Below are 14,214 nucleotides of genomic sequence, written 5' to 3'. Positions count from 1 at the left end.
AATCAAAGCAGATTCCATGCCGGATGACGGCGCAGCTTTGCTAAAATTGCGGCGCTGTCCTGCTCACCCCGGTACCTCAAATGTCCAAGTTGTTGCGCTGCTGCGCGCTCGTTGCATCCGCCTTCCTCCCGCTGCATGCGTCCGCCGAACAGATTCCCCCGCCCCAGCCGGATGCAAAGGCCTGGCTGGTGATCGATCATGAGTCGGGCGCCGTGCTCGCGCAGTCCCGGCCCGACGATGCAGTCGAGCCGGCTTCGCTCACCAAGCTGATGACCGCCTACCTGACCTTCAAGTCATTGAAGAACGGACAGCTCAAGCCCGACCAGGTGATACCGGTCAGCGTTGCCGCGTGGAAGACCGGTGGCTCCAAGATGTTCATCGCGCCGGACAAGCCGGTCACGGTGAACGAACTGATACGCGGCATGATCATCCAGTCCGGCAACGACGCCTGCGTCGCGCTGGCGGAAGCCATCGCCGGGTCGGAGGCCGCGTTCGCCCAGATGATGAATGCCGAAGCGAAGCGGCTGGGCATGACCGGAACCACCTACCGCAATGCCACCGGACTGACCGAGGAGGGCCACACCACGACGGCACGCGATCTTGCCCTGCTCGCGCGCGCGCTGATCACGGATTTTCCGGAGTACTACCCGCTCTACTCGACGCTGGATTACACCTACAACGGCATCAAGCAGGGCAACCGCAACCGGCTGCTCACGATGGACCGCAGCGTCGATGGCATGAAGACCGGGCATACCGATGCCGCCGGCTGGTGTCTGGTGTCGTCCGCCAAGCGCGACGGGCGCCGCATCGTGTCGGTGCTGCTGGGTGCGCCGAACGAGAAAGGCCGCATCGAATCGTCCGCCACCCTGCTGAACTACGGCTACAACGCATGGGAAAATGCGCGCGTGGCTCTGGCCGAAGAGGTGCTCGCCGCGCCAGCGGTGTACAAGGGCAGCGCCGGCAGCGTGCAACTGGGGGTGGCACACGACGTCGTGCTGACGCTGCCGCGCGGACAGGGCGGGAAGGTGAGCCGCGACATCGTGCTGCAGTCGCCGGTGATCGCGCCCGTCGCCGCAGGCCAGGCACTGGGCACCATGAAGGTGTCGATCGACGGCAAACCGGCCGGTGAGTATCCGCTGGTGGCCAAGGTGGCGGTCGAGGAAGGCGGTTTCTTCCGCCGCGCATGGGACCAGATCCGGCTCTGGCTGGGTCTCTGAGGAATACTCGCATGGCCGATGGACAGGACGCATCGCAGACCGGCTCGCGCGCCGATACGCTGCTCGAATTCCCGACCGATTTCCCGCTCAAGATCATGGGCGAACGCCACGACGACTTCGCCCAGGTCGTGGTCGAGGTGGTACTGCGGCACGCGCCGGATTTCGATCCTGCCACGCTGGGCATGCGTCCGTCGTCCGGCGGTCGCTACATCGGACTGACCGCCACCATACGCGCAACCTCGAAGGCCCAGCTCGACGCGCTGTACCGCGAGCTGAGCAGCCACCCGATGGTGAAAGTGGTGCTATGAACACGCACCCGCCGCATGCCGGCAAGGGGGCGAGGCGGTGAGCGCGTGCGTGCGCACGCTGGGCCGCCGCGACTACCTGCCGGTGTGGCGGGACATGCAGGCCTTCACCGCCTGCAGGGAAGCGGGCACGCCGGATGAGCTCTGGTGCGTCGAGCACCCGCCGGTGTTCACGCTGGGACTGGCCGGCCGCCGCGAGCACCTGCTGCATGATATCGACGTGCCGGTGGTGGACAGTGATCGCGGCGGGCAGGTGACCTATCACGGACCGGGCCAGGTGATCATCTACACACTGCTCGACCTCAGGCGCGCCGGCCTCGGCGTGCGCGAGCTGGTCCGGCGCATCGAACAGGCGGTCATCGAGCTGCTGGCTGACCACGACATCCGGTCGCAGCGACGCGAGGGCGCGCCCGGCATCTATGTCGGCACCGGTGCGGACGAGGCCAAGATCGCCGCGCTCGGGCTGCGCGTGCGCAACGGCTGCACCTACCACGGGGTGTCGCTGAACGTGGATATGGATCTTTCCCCGTTTGCCGCAATCAATCCCTGCGGTTACAGTGGCCTGCGCGTCACACAGACGCGCGATCTCGGCCTGGACCTCCCACCGGAGGTGCTGGGCCGGCAACTGACGGATGCGCTACAGCGTGTCCTCTATCCTCCGCGAACCTGAAGCCATGAGCGAATCGACCGCCTACGACCCGACCGCAAAACAGAAGGGCAGCTCCAAGACCGCACGCATTCCGATCAAGGTGGTGCCGGCGGAAACGCTGCGCAAACCCGAATGGATACGGGTGCGCGCTGCACGCCACGACAGCCGCTTCGGCGAGATCAAGCAGATCCTGCGCGAACACGGCCTGCATACCGTGTGCGAGGAAGCAAGCTGTCCGAACATCGGCGAGTGTTTCGGCGGCGGCACCGCCACCTTCATGATCATGGGCGACAAATGCACGCGCCGCTGTCCGTTCTGCGACGTCGGCCACGGGCGCCCCGACCCGCTCGACGCCGAGGAGCCGGAGAAGCTCGCGCAAACCATCGCCGCACTCAAGCTGAACTATGTCGTCATCACCAGCGTGGATCGCGACGACCTGCGCGACGGCGGCGCACAGCATTTCGTGGACTGCATACGCGCGGTGCGCCTTCATTCGCCGCACACCCGCATAGAGGTGCTGGTGCCCGACTTCCGCGGTCGCCTCGACATTGCGCTGTCCATACTCGACGCCGCGCCGCCGGACGTGATGAACCACAATCTGGAAACCGTGCCCCGCCTGTACAAGGTGGCGCGCCCCGGTTCCGACTACGCGCATTCGCTGGACCTGCTGCGTGAGTTCGGCGCACGCCACCCGGAGGTACCGACCAAGAGCGGTCTCATGCTCGGACTGGGCGAGACCGACGACGAGATACTGGACGTGATGCGCGACATGCGCGCGCACGGCGTGCAGATGCTCACCCTGGGGCAGTATCTGCAACCGTCGGGCGGTCACCTGCCGGTGCTGCGCTACGTGCATCCGGATACCTTTGCGAGGTTCGAACGCGAGGCGCAGGCCATGGGCTTCACTCATGCCGCCTGCGGCCCTCTGGTGCGCTCCAGCTACCACGCCGATCGCCAGGCACACGCGGCAGGGGTGGCCAGCGCAGGCTGAAGCGGCCCGCCCTGCCGCGCTTCACGGACGGGCGAGGCCGGGATGGGCAGCAAGCAGTGCCCGCAGTGCCACGCTGGCCTCGCTGAACTCGAAGGACTCGATCAGCCGTGCGAGTTCTCCGATGCCGGCACCGCCATAACGCGCCTGCAACTGAGGTTTCAATTCCCGCCATACGGTCGATGCCCGCATGTCGTCATGTTCGAGCAACAGGCCGAGGTGGGCGAGCAGATCGCGCAGCACGCCATCGTCGGCCGACGATGAGCGATCACAGTTCACTTCCGGCAAACGGGCGATTTCGTCCAGCACCGACTGCATCGCCTGACGGCATTCCGCCAGGTGACCGGGCGCACAGCCGCCGCCGCTCCGCAAAGCGCGCTCGACGTTCGCGGCGCAGGTCTGGAGCGCGCGCGCGCCCAGCGTGGCCGCAACGCCTTTCAGCGCATGCACGACATGGATGGCCATCTGCGTGTCCTGCCGCGCCAGCGCCTCCTCAAGCGCATCCACATCCTGCGCATGGTGCTCGGCGAACACCGTCAGCAGGCTGCGATAGGAGTCCCAGTCTCCGGCGAGCGACTGCAGTCCGGCTTCCACATCGAGTACGTCCGCGCAGGCCGGGGACCGCAGCGCCGGAAGCACACTCGCGGTGATCACCGGCGATGCGGCAGCAAACTCATTGTCATCGTCGTCCGCGGCGATCCACTGCGAGAGGGCGGCAAACAGACGTACCGGATCGACTGGCTTGCTGAGGTGCCCGTTCATGCCGGCTTCGATGCAACGCCGCCTGTCCTCCTCGAACGCGTTCGCGGTCATCGCGAGAATCGGCAGATCCGCCATGCCATCCAGTGCACGTATCCGGCGCGTGGCTTCCAGGCCATCCATGACCGGCATCTGCATGTCCATCAGCACGAGATCATAGCCGCCGGCCCGCATCGCATCGACCGCCTGCTCGCCATTCGCTGCCACATCCACCTTGAGCCCGAGGCGCAGCAACAGCTCACGCGCCACTTCCTGGTTGATCGGATTGTCTTCCACCACCAGCACCCGGGCGTCGTGACGCAGGGCCCTGCGCACGCCGTCGGTCCGGGCGTCGACAGGTGAGTGCAGGCGTCGGAAACGGGCCGTGAACCAGAAACAACTGCCCACTCCGGGTTCGCTCATCACGCCGGCCTCGCCACTCATGAGACGCGCCAGTCTCCTGCAGATGACCAGCCCGAGACCCGTGCCGCCATACTTTCGCGTGGTCGAGGCCTCGGCCTGCTCAAATGGCTCGAACAGCCGCGGCAACTTCTCCGGAGTGATCCCTATGCCGGTATCCTCGACTTCGAAGCGCACCAGCACGTGGTCCTCCTCCTCGTCCTGCAACCGAGCCCGCAGCGTGATGCGACCCGCCTCGGTGAACTTCACCGCGTTGCCGATGTAGTTGATCAGCACCTGGCCGACGCGCAGCGGATCGCCCAGGAGCTGCAGACCGTTCAGCGCGGGGTCGACCTGCTCGACCAGACTGAGATGCTTCGCCACGATGCGTTCGGTCATCATGCTGCGCGCATGGTCTATCGTCGCCAGCACGTTGAACGGCACTTCCTCGAGCTGCAGCCGGTCAGCCTCGATCTTGGACAGATCCAGCACGTCGTTGATCAGACCGAGCAGATGCGTCGCCGAAGCCGACACCTTGTCCAGTTTCTCGATCTGCGACGGCGTGGTCATTTCGCGTCGAAGCAGATGGGTGAAGCCGATGATGGCATTCATCGGGGTACGGATCTCGTGGCTCATATTGGCGAGGAAGGTGCTCTTCGCGCGGCTGGCCGCTTCCGCGTCGATACGCGCCCGCTCCAGTTCCGCTGTGCGGCTGCGTACCAGATCCTCAAGATGGTGCCGATATGCATGCAGCTCGGCTTCGGCCGCCTTGGTTTTGGAGATGTCGCGGGTCACGCCCTGCAGCAGCGTCACCCGGCCATGCGCATCGGTACGCAGGGTGATCGCGATGTCCACCCACAGACAGCTTCCGTCGCGCCGCAGCTTCTCGATCTCGATCGACCGCGTACGGGCCGCTTCGTCTCCCGCCGCGAAGTCAGCGATCTGGGCCGCGAGCGCTGCCGTGACGCGGCGGTAGCTGTCCGCTGTCATCACCTGCTCGAAGGACAGTGCCATCGCTTCCGTCACCGTCAGGCCGGTGATGCGTTCGACCGCCTGGCTGATGTACAGGAAGCGCTGCGCATCCAGGTCATACAGCCAGATCACGTCATTCGCGTTCTCCGACAGAAGACGGTACCTCTCCTCGCTTTCGCGCAGCCTCTCCTCGGCCTCGCGGCGCTCCGACACATCGATATGGGTGCCGCTGATCACCAGCGGCTGTCCCGACGGCGTACGGCGGGTCACCTGGCCTCGCGCCGCCACCCAGACGTAGCGACCTTCACGGTGTTTCATCCGTATGTCGTATTCGTAATGCGGGGCCTCGCCCGCCAGATGCTTGAACAGCCGGTCGCGCGCGACCGCCAGATCGTCTGGATGCACGTAGCGCTCAAGGTTGTCGATGGTCAGCGGCATCACCTCGGCCAGCGTATGGCCAAGCATATCGGCCCAGCGCTCGTTCACGCGCATGGCACCGGTGCTCAGCTCGAGTTCCCAGGTAGCGGCGCGCGTGGCATCGATGATGTCCTGCAGGCGGCGGCGCTCGCGATCGAGCTGGGCCTGTACCTTGGAACGCTCCGTGATGTCGGACCAGATGCTGGAAAGGTAGATCCGGCCCTGGAGCTGGATGGCCTTCACGCTTACCCTGACATCGATGACGGTGCCGTCCTTGCGCCGGCCCCGCACATCGAAGTCGCCGCCACCGGCCTCGACCAGACGTGCGATGTTGCGGCGGACCTCGGCCTCGTCCTGGTCGGCCTGCACATCGGTCAGCCGGAGCCGCGCGAACTCCTCGCGCGTGTAGCCGTGGGAACTGCATGCCGCATCGTTGAATTCGACAAAGGCCAGCGTCTCGACATCGATCAACGTGATCGCCTCGGAGGCCTGCGAAACGATTGCGCCGTAGATCTGGGCGGTGCGACGCGCCTGGGCTTCGTCCTCGCGTCTCTGGATGGTGCTTACAAGCCGATCGGCGACCGCCTCGAGTAACAGCCTCTCTTCGATCAGGAAAGGATCGGGTACGCCCCCCACCCCGACGGGGTAGGCCACCGTCACGCTGCCGCGCGGCACGCCGCGGATTTCGAGTGGCTCCTCGATCCGGCTCACCGCCAGGTCGAACTCGCCACTCTCGTATGTCCGGCCGTCATACTCGATGCAGGCACAGGCACGGTCCGCATGCAACCATCCGGCGGGCAGCAGGGCCACTACCTCGCTCAGCACCTGGTCCAGCGGCCGCAGCAAATCCTCGGTCGCACGGAATACCGCGTAGAGGCAACGCTGTTCCTTGATGCGCTCAGCGAGAGCCAGCTCGGCACGCCGCGCCTCGGTGATGTCGCGCGCGATGCCCAGCACACCGACCGGTACGCCGCTGCGATCCACCACCGGTGTCTTGGTGGTCAGGAACAGCCCGTGATAACCGGTAGAGGAGAACGTCAGCCATTCCTCGTTGGAGCGCGGACCGTCGGCCTCGAGCGCCGCCCTGTCCTTGGCCCGGAAGAAGTCGGCCAGTTCGCGGTCGACGAAGGCATAGTCGTCGCGACCGATCAGATCCGGCTCGCTGCATCCGTAAAGTTGCTCGAAACGCGGATTGCAGAAGCGGTATTTTCCATCTACGTCCTTGAACCACACCAGATCCGGGATGGCGTTGAGCAGCATGCGCAGCCGCGCACGCTGCTGCGCCAGATCGGCGGCATCGCGATCGGCCTGGGCCCGGGCGCGGCGCAGATGGCGGGCATGCATGCCCTGCAGGATGATGAGTGCGCAGACAAGCAGCAGGGCGGCAAGCAGTACGATCATGAAGCTGAAGTGATCGCGCCAGACCTCGACGGCATCGCGCGCGAGCGCCTCCAGCAAACCGGCTGCGCGCGCGACGTCCGGCGCGAGCAACACCAGTGCCGCACACCACGGACCGGCTGCGAACCGCCCGCTCATTGCCGGCCCCGTTCAGGCGGCCCGGCCATCAGCGTAGCGGGCGGCGATTTCGGCAAAGTTGTCGGCTCGCATCAGAAAGGCATCGACCACGTCGGGGTCGAAATGGCTGCCTCGTCCGGCGCAGATGATGGATTTTGCCTGCTCCATCGGCAGCGCCGGCTTGTAGCACCGCTGGCTTATCAGCGCGTCGAACACATCAGCCAGCGCCATCAGCCGTGCCGCAAGGGGAATGTCCTGACCGGCCAGGCCGTCCGGGTAGCCGCTGCCGTCCCATCTCTCATGGTGATGGGCAGCAATGTCCATCGCCACGTAAAGGAAATCCAGGGCCTCGCGTTCCTCATTCCGGTCGTGATCGCGGATGGCGCGCCAGATCGCGTCCGCACCCTGTCGCGCATGGGTTTTCATGACCGCCCATTCATCCTCGCTCAGGCGGCCCGGTTTGTGCAGGATGTGATCAGGTATGGCGACCTTGCCGATATCGTGCAGCGGTGCCGCCCTGCTCATCGCGTCTATGCGCTCCTGCGTCATGAGCGACCGGAAACCGGGCCGTGTCGCGAGCGTCTCCGCAAGAGTCCGCACATAATTCTGGGTGCGCAGTACGTGATTGCCGGTTTCATTGTCGCGCGCCTCGGCGAGGCTGGCCAGCGCGCGCATGCTGACATCCTGCATCATGCGGTACTGCCCGATCCGGCGCGCGATCTCGGATTCGAGCCACTGCGCATGGTCGCGTGCATGGTCGCGCGAAGTCTTCAGTTCGAGCTGACCCCGCACACGCGCCAGCACGATGGCCGGACGAACCGGCTTGGTGATGTAGTCGACCGCACCCAGTTCGAGTCCGTGCGCCTCATCCTCCGTGGTGTCGAGCGCGGTCACGAAAATGACCGGAAGGTCCACGGTCCTCGGGTCCTGGCGCAGGCGGCGCAGGACTTCGTAGCCATCCATGTCCGGCATCATCACGTCGAGCAGCACCAGATCCGGCCGTGGATCGGTCATCGCTGCACTCAGCGCACGCGAGCCGGAACTGGCCACCCGCACCCGGTAGTACGGCATCAGGATTTCGCCAAGAACAGTGAGGTTCTCCGGCGTATCGTCAACCAGCAAAACGGTCTTCTGCGCCATGTCGGCGTCGGTGTGCGGTGCGTTCAATGCAATCTCCGGGACATGCGCCGCGCTCGATGTAAGCAAATATTACTCCGCAAGGGCCATCGTCCGGATGGCGTAATCCCTCGGCGCAGGCTGAGTGACAATCCGGACTTCCCGAATCGGATCTGGAATATGGATATCGGCAACTGGCGAGCCGTCGTGACCGGTCACAGCAGCGGACTGGGCCTGGCGCTGGCTCATGCGCTGCTGGACCGGGGCATGACCGTGCTTGGCATTTCCCGACGAAGGCTTAACGGCAGCGTACGCGCCGGGCTTCAACAGCAGTCCCTCGATCTGTCCGATACCGGCGCACTGCGCAAATGGCTGGACGGTCCTGCGCTGCGCGAGTTCCTGGCGTCCGGGGACCGTGTGCTGCTGATCAACAACGCGGGCACGCTGGGGCCGGTCGGGGCACCGGGCACACAGTCGGGCGAAGCCATCGCACGCGCGATCGCGCTCAACGTGACCGCACCGCTGATGCTGACCGATGCCGTGCTGGCGGCCAGCGCGCAGGCCGCCGAGAGACGTATCGCCCATGTGTCGAGCGGTGCCGCCGGCACCCCGTATGCCGGATGGTCCATCTACTGCGCGAGCAAGGCCGCGCTCGACCAGCATGCGCGCGCAACCGCACTGGACGCGCCGGCGCGCTGCCGGATATCGAGCGTCGCGCCGGGCGTTGTCGACACCGACATGCAGGCGCGTATCCGCGCCTGCGATCCCGCCGATTTCCCGCAGCGCATCCGCTTCGACGCACTGAAGCGCGACGGTCAGCTATGGACGCCCGATGCCTGCGCGCAGCGCTTTGTCGCCCACCTGCTTTCCACACACTTCGGCAATGCGGCGGTGGTCGACCTGCGACGGCTGGACGAAGCCGGCTGACAGCGCAGTGCGAAGGCGGTCAGTCGCCCCTGCGCACTGCGCGCACCGGCTGCACGCCCAGGGCCTGGCGCGCGCCCAGCAGCGCGGCACTCATCGAGCAGGTCAACATGGCAAGCACGATGCACAGCAGCAGCATCCAGGGCACCTCCCATTCCATGCTCCAGTGAAAGGACTGACGGTTCACCACCTCGATCAGCAGCGCGCTCATCACGAATCCCGCCAGCAATCCGAGCAGCAGCCCCGGCAATGCGGTCAGCAGGCCTTCGGCTGCCAGTTGCAGCGCGATCTGCCGGCGCGTGCAGCCGATGTGGCGCAACAGCCCGAATTCGCCGATACGCGCCGCAGCCGATGCGGCGAAGGCGGCCGCGATGCCGGCCAGTCCGATCAGCGCCGAGGCGGCTTCAAGCGCGTAGGTCGCGGCGAAAGTGCGGTCGAACACGCCCAGGGAGAGGCGGCGGATGTCGGCGCTGGAACTGAGTTCGAGCGTATCGCCGCGCCCGCTCGCCCGACGCAGCCCTGCGGCAACCGCGGACGCGTCGGCGTCGGCACGCAGCCATATGGCGAAGTCGTCCGTCAGCTCATCCCCGGTGAGCTGACGGTACTGAGCGAGATCGATCACGATGGCTCCGTGCTGGCGTGCGTAGTCCCGCCACAGGCCGGCGACCTGCACGCTGACCGTACGGCCGGCCAGCGGCAGATCGACCTGCAATCCGGCGCGCCAGCCGTAAAGATCGGCCATGGCTTCCGAAGCCCACACGCGCGGCAAGTCCGTCGGCGGAGCGAGGGGCCCGACGCGAGGCAGCACGCGCCCTGCATCCTCGGGCACCGGCCGCGCAATGAGCGCGACAGCCGGCAGGTCCGGACCTAGCTGGAGCGTACGGTGGCGCAGCGGCTCGACGCGCTCGACCCCGGGGACCTGTTCCAGCCGTCCCGCCACGTCGTGCGGCCAGGGGCGGTCCCGGTCACCCCGGACATAGAACTCGGCGGGCAGCACGTCGCCCAGCCAGCGGTCGACCGAGGATCGAAAGGACGTGACCATGACAGCCATTGCGGCCATCAGCGCGGTGGCCGCAAGCATGCCCGCCGCGCTGCGCGACGCGAAGGCCGGTTCGGCACGCAGACGGTGCAGCGCAAGAGCGAGCGGCACGCTGGCGGGCTCGGGGAGCCGCGCAGTCAATGCAGCCGTGGCCCAGGGAATGCACAGGATGGCCAGCGACAGCGCACAGGCAATCGCCACATAACCGCCCAGTGGCAAGCCGGCCACCGGTGGCGCCAGCGCCGCCGCCACACCGGCTGCCGTCAGCACGAGCAGCAGGGCTCGGCGCGCACGGTCACCAAGCAGACGGACCCGAGGCGCGAACACGCCGGCGCGCAGCGCGCGTGCAGGCATCATGGCCAGCGCGTCGCGCGCCGGCCATGCCGCGCCAATCGCCGCCGCGACCATACCCAGCACGCCATACTGCAGACTTGCCGCGGCATCGAAAACCAGTTCCGGAGCCACACCCGTCACCAGTCCGGCCCCCAGATCCGCGCCCATCACGCGCAGCACCAGCGCGGCGAAACCATGGCCGAAGAGAATCCCCAGCAAGGCGCCTGCCGCGCCCTGCAGCACCCCTTCGCCCACGAGCAGGCGCATGAGCTGGGCGCGCGTCATGCCGAGTGCACGCATGAGGGCAATTTCCGACGCACGACGCGCAATCGCCGATGCCTGGGTGGCGGCGACCAGGAAGCTGCCGACGGCAAGCGCGATCAGCGCAAGCAGGCCAAGATTGACGCGGTAGGCGCGCGACAGCCGGTCGGCGCGCTCGAGGGCCTGGTCAGGCGTCTGCAGCAGCACGTCCGGCGGCAACACCGCCACCACGCGCTGCAAAGCGGCCTCGCGCGACACCCCCTCCCGCAGCCGCAGGGCAATCCGGCTCAACTGCCCGGGCGTGCCCAATCGCCACTGCACCTCGGCGATGTCGGCAACCGCCAGCACCGCGCCTTCACCGGCCGCCGGCAACAGCCCGCTTACTGCGAAACGGTGACCGAGCAGATCGAGCCCGTCGCCTGGCCGCACGCCGAGAACGCGCGCGGCCGCAGGGCTCAGAAACAGCGACGAAGGTTCCATCAGCCGGGCCGCCGCGTCCGGGGGTGGCAACAGCGTGGGCTGCACGTCGCGGGCACGGAACAGATCGATGCCGACCACGCGCAGGCGCAGTGCGCGGCCCTGGCTTTCCACGCCGACCTCGCGTTCGACCACCGGGCTGGCTGCAGCGACATCGGGCAATCGGGCCAGTTGAGGGTAGAGCCGCTCGTCCATGCCGCCCGGCGCCACCGCCTCGACGTCGGCACTGCCGGACACGCCGCGCATGCCCGCCTCGAACTCGTCGAGCGCAGCGCGATGGATGGCGGATACCGCAACCCCGAGCGCCACGCCGAGCGCGATCGCCAGCACGGCCAGCACGCGCAGGCCGCGGCGCGCCGATCGCCAGACCAGCTCAAGCACGATGCAACCGGCCGTCGCGCGCGAGTCGCAGCACGCGATCCGCGGTGGCGGCCACGGCGGCCGAATGCGTCACGATGAGACCGCACGCCGTACTGGTCTTGACCGCATTTCGCAGCAGCGCGGCAATACGTTCCGCGTTGTCGGCGTCGAGATTGCCGGTCGGTTCGTCGGCCAGCAGCAGCCGCGGCCGGTGCACCAGTGCGCGCGCGATCGCCACGCGCTGCAGCTCTCCGCCCGAAAGACGGGTCGGACTGTCGTCGGCGCGCCCCTCCAGGGCAACCGTCCGCAAGGCCTCTCGCGCACGCCGCTGGCGTTCGCCACGCGCGGCGCCAGCAAGCGCCAGCGGCAGCGCGACATTGTCCGCGAGGTCCAGCCAGGGCAGTACATGGAAGGACTGGAACACGAAGCCGACCTCGCGCCGGCGCCAGAGTGTCGCGGCATCCTCATCCAGGACGGACACGTCGTCATCGCCGAAACACACGCTGCCTGAGTCGGGCCGATCGAGCGCCGCCACCAGATTGAGCAGGGTGGATTTGCCGGCACCGGATTCGCCGACGATGGCCACGTACTCGCCGGGCGCGACCGAGAGGTCCACGGAATCCAGCAGGCGGCGCAGCGGCGGGCCGGGCAAGGTCTTGCTGAGAGCGCGCAGTTCAAGCACGGTAGCGTCCAGATCCAGGGGCATCCGGCGTCGACTGTGCCGGTCGGCGCGCGTTCAGCTCCGGGTGGCGAGGAAGTGCCGGAATTCGCCGGCATCCATGGGCCGCGCATACAGATAGCCCTGCGCGATCTCCACCCCCTGCTCGCGCAGATAGCGTGCCTGCTGTTCGGTTTCCACGCCTTCGGCCACCATCTGCAGGCTGCGTGCGCGCGCAATTTCTGCGATGTGCGGGATGAGCGGCGCATGCGGCGTGTCGGCACCTATCGTGCCGACGAAAGCGCGGTCTATCTTCAGCGCATCCACCGGCAGGTCGTGCAGATAGGACAGGCTGGAATAACCGGTGCCGAAATCGTCAAGCAGCACTTTGTGTCCAGCCTCGCGCAGACGTGCCAGCGCATCGGCGGCGGCCCCCGCCTGTATCAGGGTGCGCTCGGTCAGTTCGAGTTCGATCTGGCTGCGCCGGATGCCGCTGGCGTCCACCACCTCATTCAGCAGCTCGCTCAGATCGCCGCGCTCCAGATCGAGCGAAGCGAGGTTCAGCGATACGGTGAGCTCCGGTCGTCGCTGCAGCAAGTCCCCGATCTCCGAAATCGCGTTGCGCAGCACGCGTGCGGTGATCTCGTGCTCGAATCCCGAGTGTTCCGCCAGATGGACCAGATCATCGGTAGTCATGACCGGATCGTTCTGGTCCGGCCAGCGCACCAGCAGTTCGGCGCCCACACAGCGGCCATCGGACAGTCGTATCTGCGGATGATAGGCAACGCGCAGTTCGCCGCGTCGTATCGCCGACAGCAGGGCGGAAGCCGGCGAGAAATAGTCGCGCGAAAAGCGACGTACCGCCCACACCAGCAAGGCGCTCACCAGGATGCCCAGCGCGGTCATCATGACCAGCGGCTCGGTCCACGCGGCAAGAAGCTGGGCCCGTGTCTGTGCGCCCACCACCACCATGGGCAGATGGCGGGACTGCACCACGGCATACAGGCGGTCGCCCTGTATGCGCTCGCGGCCGGTGACCGCGGTATCGATCATGCTGGGCAGAAGGAGCTCGTCTATGGGCGCGAGCGGCAGCCAGTCGGTCGTGCTCAGCACCGCCAGCCGCGTATCACCCACGGCGCGTGTCTCGAAGTGGCTGGCGTGTATCAGGGCGAGGTAATGCCCCCGCCCTACGCCCACCGACGGCTTCTTGTCATCCAGTGCATGGGTGACGCGGAACCATATCTGGCGGCCCTGGCTGTCCGCCCAGTCGGGAGCCGGCAGGCGGCGCTGGAAGCCATCGCCCATGCTCGTGCAGAGGATTTCCCCGTTATCGACATAGGCGATCTCGCGCACGAAAGGCGTGCGGTAGTTGATGTCGCGCAGCGCCTGCACATGCTCTTCCGAGCAGACCTGGCCGTGATGATCCTGCAGCAGATCGAGCCCGACTTCAGCATCATCGAATACCTGCTCCGCACGATTGAGGGCGTGCTGGGCCAGGGCGTCCAGATGCAGGGTTTCCACCCGCAGCGTATACACCCACGAAAAGTACAGCGCCGCCACGACGGGCAGCAGGCCGGCGACCAGCGCCGCGGCAGTGAGCAACCAGGTCAATGCGCGACGTCGCATTGGAAATCTTCTTGTGTTCTGCGGCCACACCTGACAGGGCGCCCGGAATCGAAGCGCTTTCAGTCGGGCGGCACTTGTGGTGTGTGCACGGAATTTACAAGTGTAAGCGTACATGCGCGCGCAGCACGCATTCGGCACCGGATTTGCGCGCGCCATTCTGTGAAACTTTGCTGAAAGCCGTGCGGCTTTCACCGCTGCGGCACCTGCATCGTACGCAACG

At 66.7% G+C, this 14,214-nt stretch carries 10 protein-coding genes; 5 read left to right on the top strand and 5 right to left on the bottom strand.

The annotated features are described in order from the left end of the window. The first annotated feature begins 80 nt into the window (after window positions 1-80). Genes A3Q7_RS0115015 through lipA form a run of 4 tightly spaced genes read left to right on the top strand, consistent with a single transcriptional unit; the run spans window position 81 to window position 3,162 of the window. Complete coding sequence (locus A3Q7_RS0115015) at window positions 81-1,217, top strand: D-alanyl-D-alanine carboxypeptidase family protein (RefSeq protein WP_018412722.1); 1,137 nt, start codon at window positions 81-83, stop codon at window positions 1,215-1,217. A gap of 11 nt (window positions 1,218-1,228) precedes the next feature. Further along, window positions 1,229-1,525 (top strand): YbeD family protein, encoded by a 297-nt coding sequence (locus A3Q7_RS0115010; protein WP_018412721.1) that lies wholly within the window; start codon window positions 1,229-1,231, stop codon window positions 1,523-1,525. A 37-nt stretch (window positions 1,526-1,562) separates the two neighbouring features. Then, window positions 1,563-2,192, top strand: coding sequence for a lipoyl(octanoyl) transferase LipB (gene lipB / locus A3Q7_RS0115005; RefSeq protein WP_026224880.1), 630 nt, complete (start codon window positions 1,563-1,565; stop codon window positions 2,190-2,192). Window positions 2,193-2,196: 4 nt separating this feature from the next. After that, a complete protein-coding gene (lipA, locus tag A3Q7_RS0115000; RefSeq protein WP_018412719.1) occupies window positions 2,197-3,162 on the top strand; it encodes a lipoyl synthase in 966 nt (321 codons plus the stop codon). Between the two features lie 21 nt (window positions 3,163-3,183). Here lipA and A3Q7_RS0114995 read toward each other — a convergent pair whose 3' ends face one another. Together A3Q7_RS0114995 and A3Q7_RS0114990 are read right to left on the bottom strand one after the other, a co-directional pair. Next, complete coding sequence (locus A3Q7_RS0114995) at window positions 3,184-7,221, bottom strand: PAS domain-containing hybrid sensor histidine kinase/response regulator (RefSeq protein WP_018412718.1); 4,038 nt, start codon at window positions 7,219-7,221, stop codon at window positions 3,184-3,186. A 12-nt stretch (window positions 7,222-7,233) separates the two neighbouring features. Continuing rightward, the gene (locus A3Q7_RS0114990; protein WP_040570997.1) at window positions 7,234-8,340 is read right to left on the bottom strand and encodes a response regulator; all 1,107 of its coding nucleotides are present in this window, start codon (window positions 8,338-8,340) and stop codon (window positions 7,234-7,236) included. A gap of 156 nt (window positions 8,341-8,496) precedes the next feature. Between A3Q7_RS0114990 and A3Q7_RS0114985 the strand changes: the two genes are divergently transcribed. Next, on the top strand, window positions 8,497-9,243 hold the full coding sequence (locus tag A3Q7_RS0114985; protein WP_018412716.1) for an SDR family oxidoreductase: 747 nt from the start codon (window positions 8,497-8,499) through the stop codon (window positions 9,241-9,243). A gap of 19 nt (window positions 9,244-9,262) precedes the next feature. Here the strand turns inward: A3Q7_RS0114985 and A3Q7_RS0114980 are convergent, their stop codons facing one another. From A3Q7_RS0114980 to A3Q7_RS0114970, 3 genes are read right to left on the bottom strand one after another with little or no spacing between them, the layout of a single operon-like run. Then, entirely contained in the window at window positions 9,263-11,731 is a 2,469-nt protein-coding gene (locus A3Q7_RS0114980) for an FtsX-like permease family protein (RefSeq protein WP_018412715.1), read from the bottom strand. Continuing rightward, on the bottom strand, window positions 11,724-12,416 hold the full coding sequence (locus A3Q7_RS0114975) for an ABC transporter ATP-binding protein (protein ID WP_018412714.1): 693 nt from the start codon (window positions 12,414-12,416) through the stop codon (window positions 11,724-11,726). Before A3Q7_RS0114975 ends, A3Q7_RS0114980 begins: the two co-directional genes overlap by 8 nt. Before the next feature lie 30 nt (window positions 12,417-12,446). Continuing rightward, complete coding sequence (locus tag A3Q7_RS0114970) at window positions 12,447-13,994, bottom strand: EAL domain-containing protein (RefSeq protein WP_040570697.1); 1,548 nt, start codon at window positions 13,992-13,994, stop codon at window positions 12,447-12,449. Window positions 13,995-14,214: the final 220 nt, after the last annotated feature.

It is taken from the genome of Methyloversatilis thermotolerans, from assembly GCF_000372885.1.
GTDB classification, from domain to species: Bacteria; Pseudomonadota; Gammaproteobacteria; order Burkholderiales; family Rhodocyclaceae; genus Methyloversatilis; species Methyloversatilis thermotolerans.
This window is presented reverse-complemented; position numbering and strand designations above follow the sequence as displayed.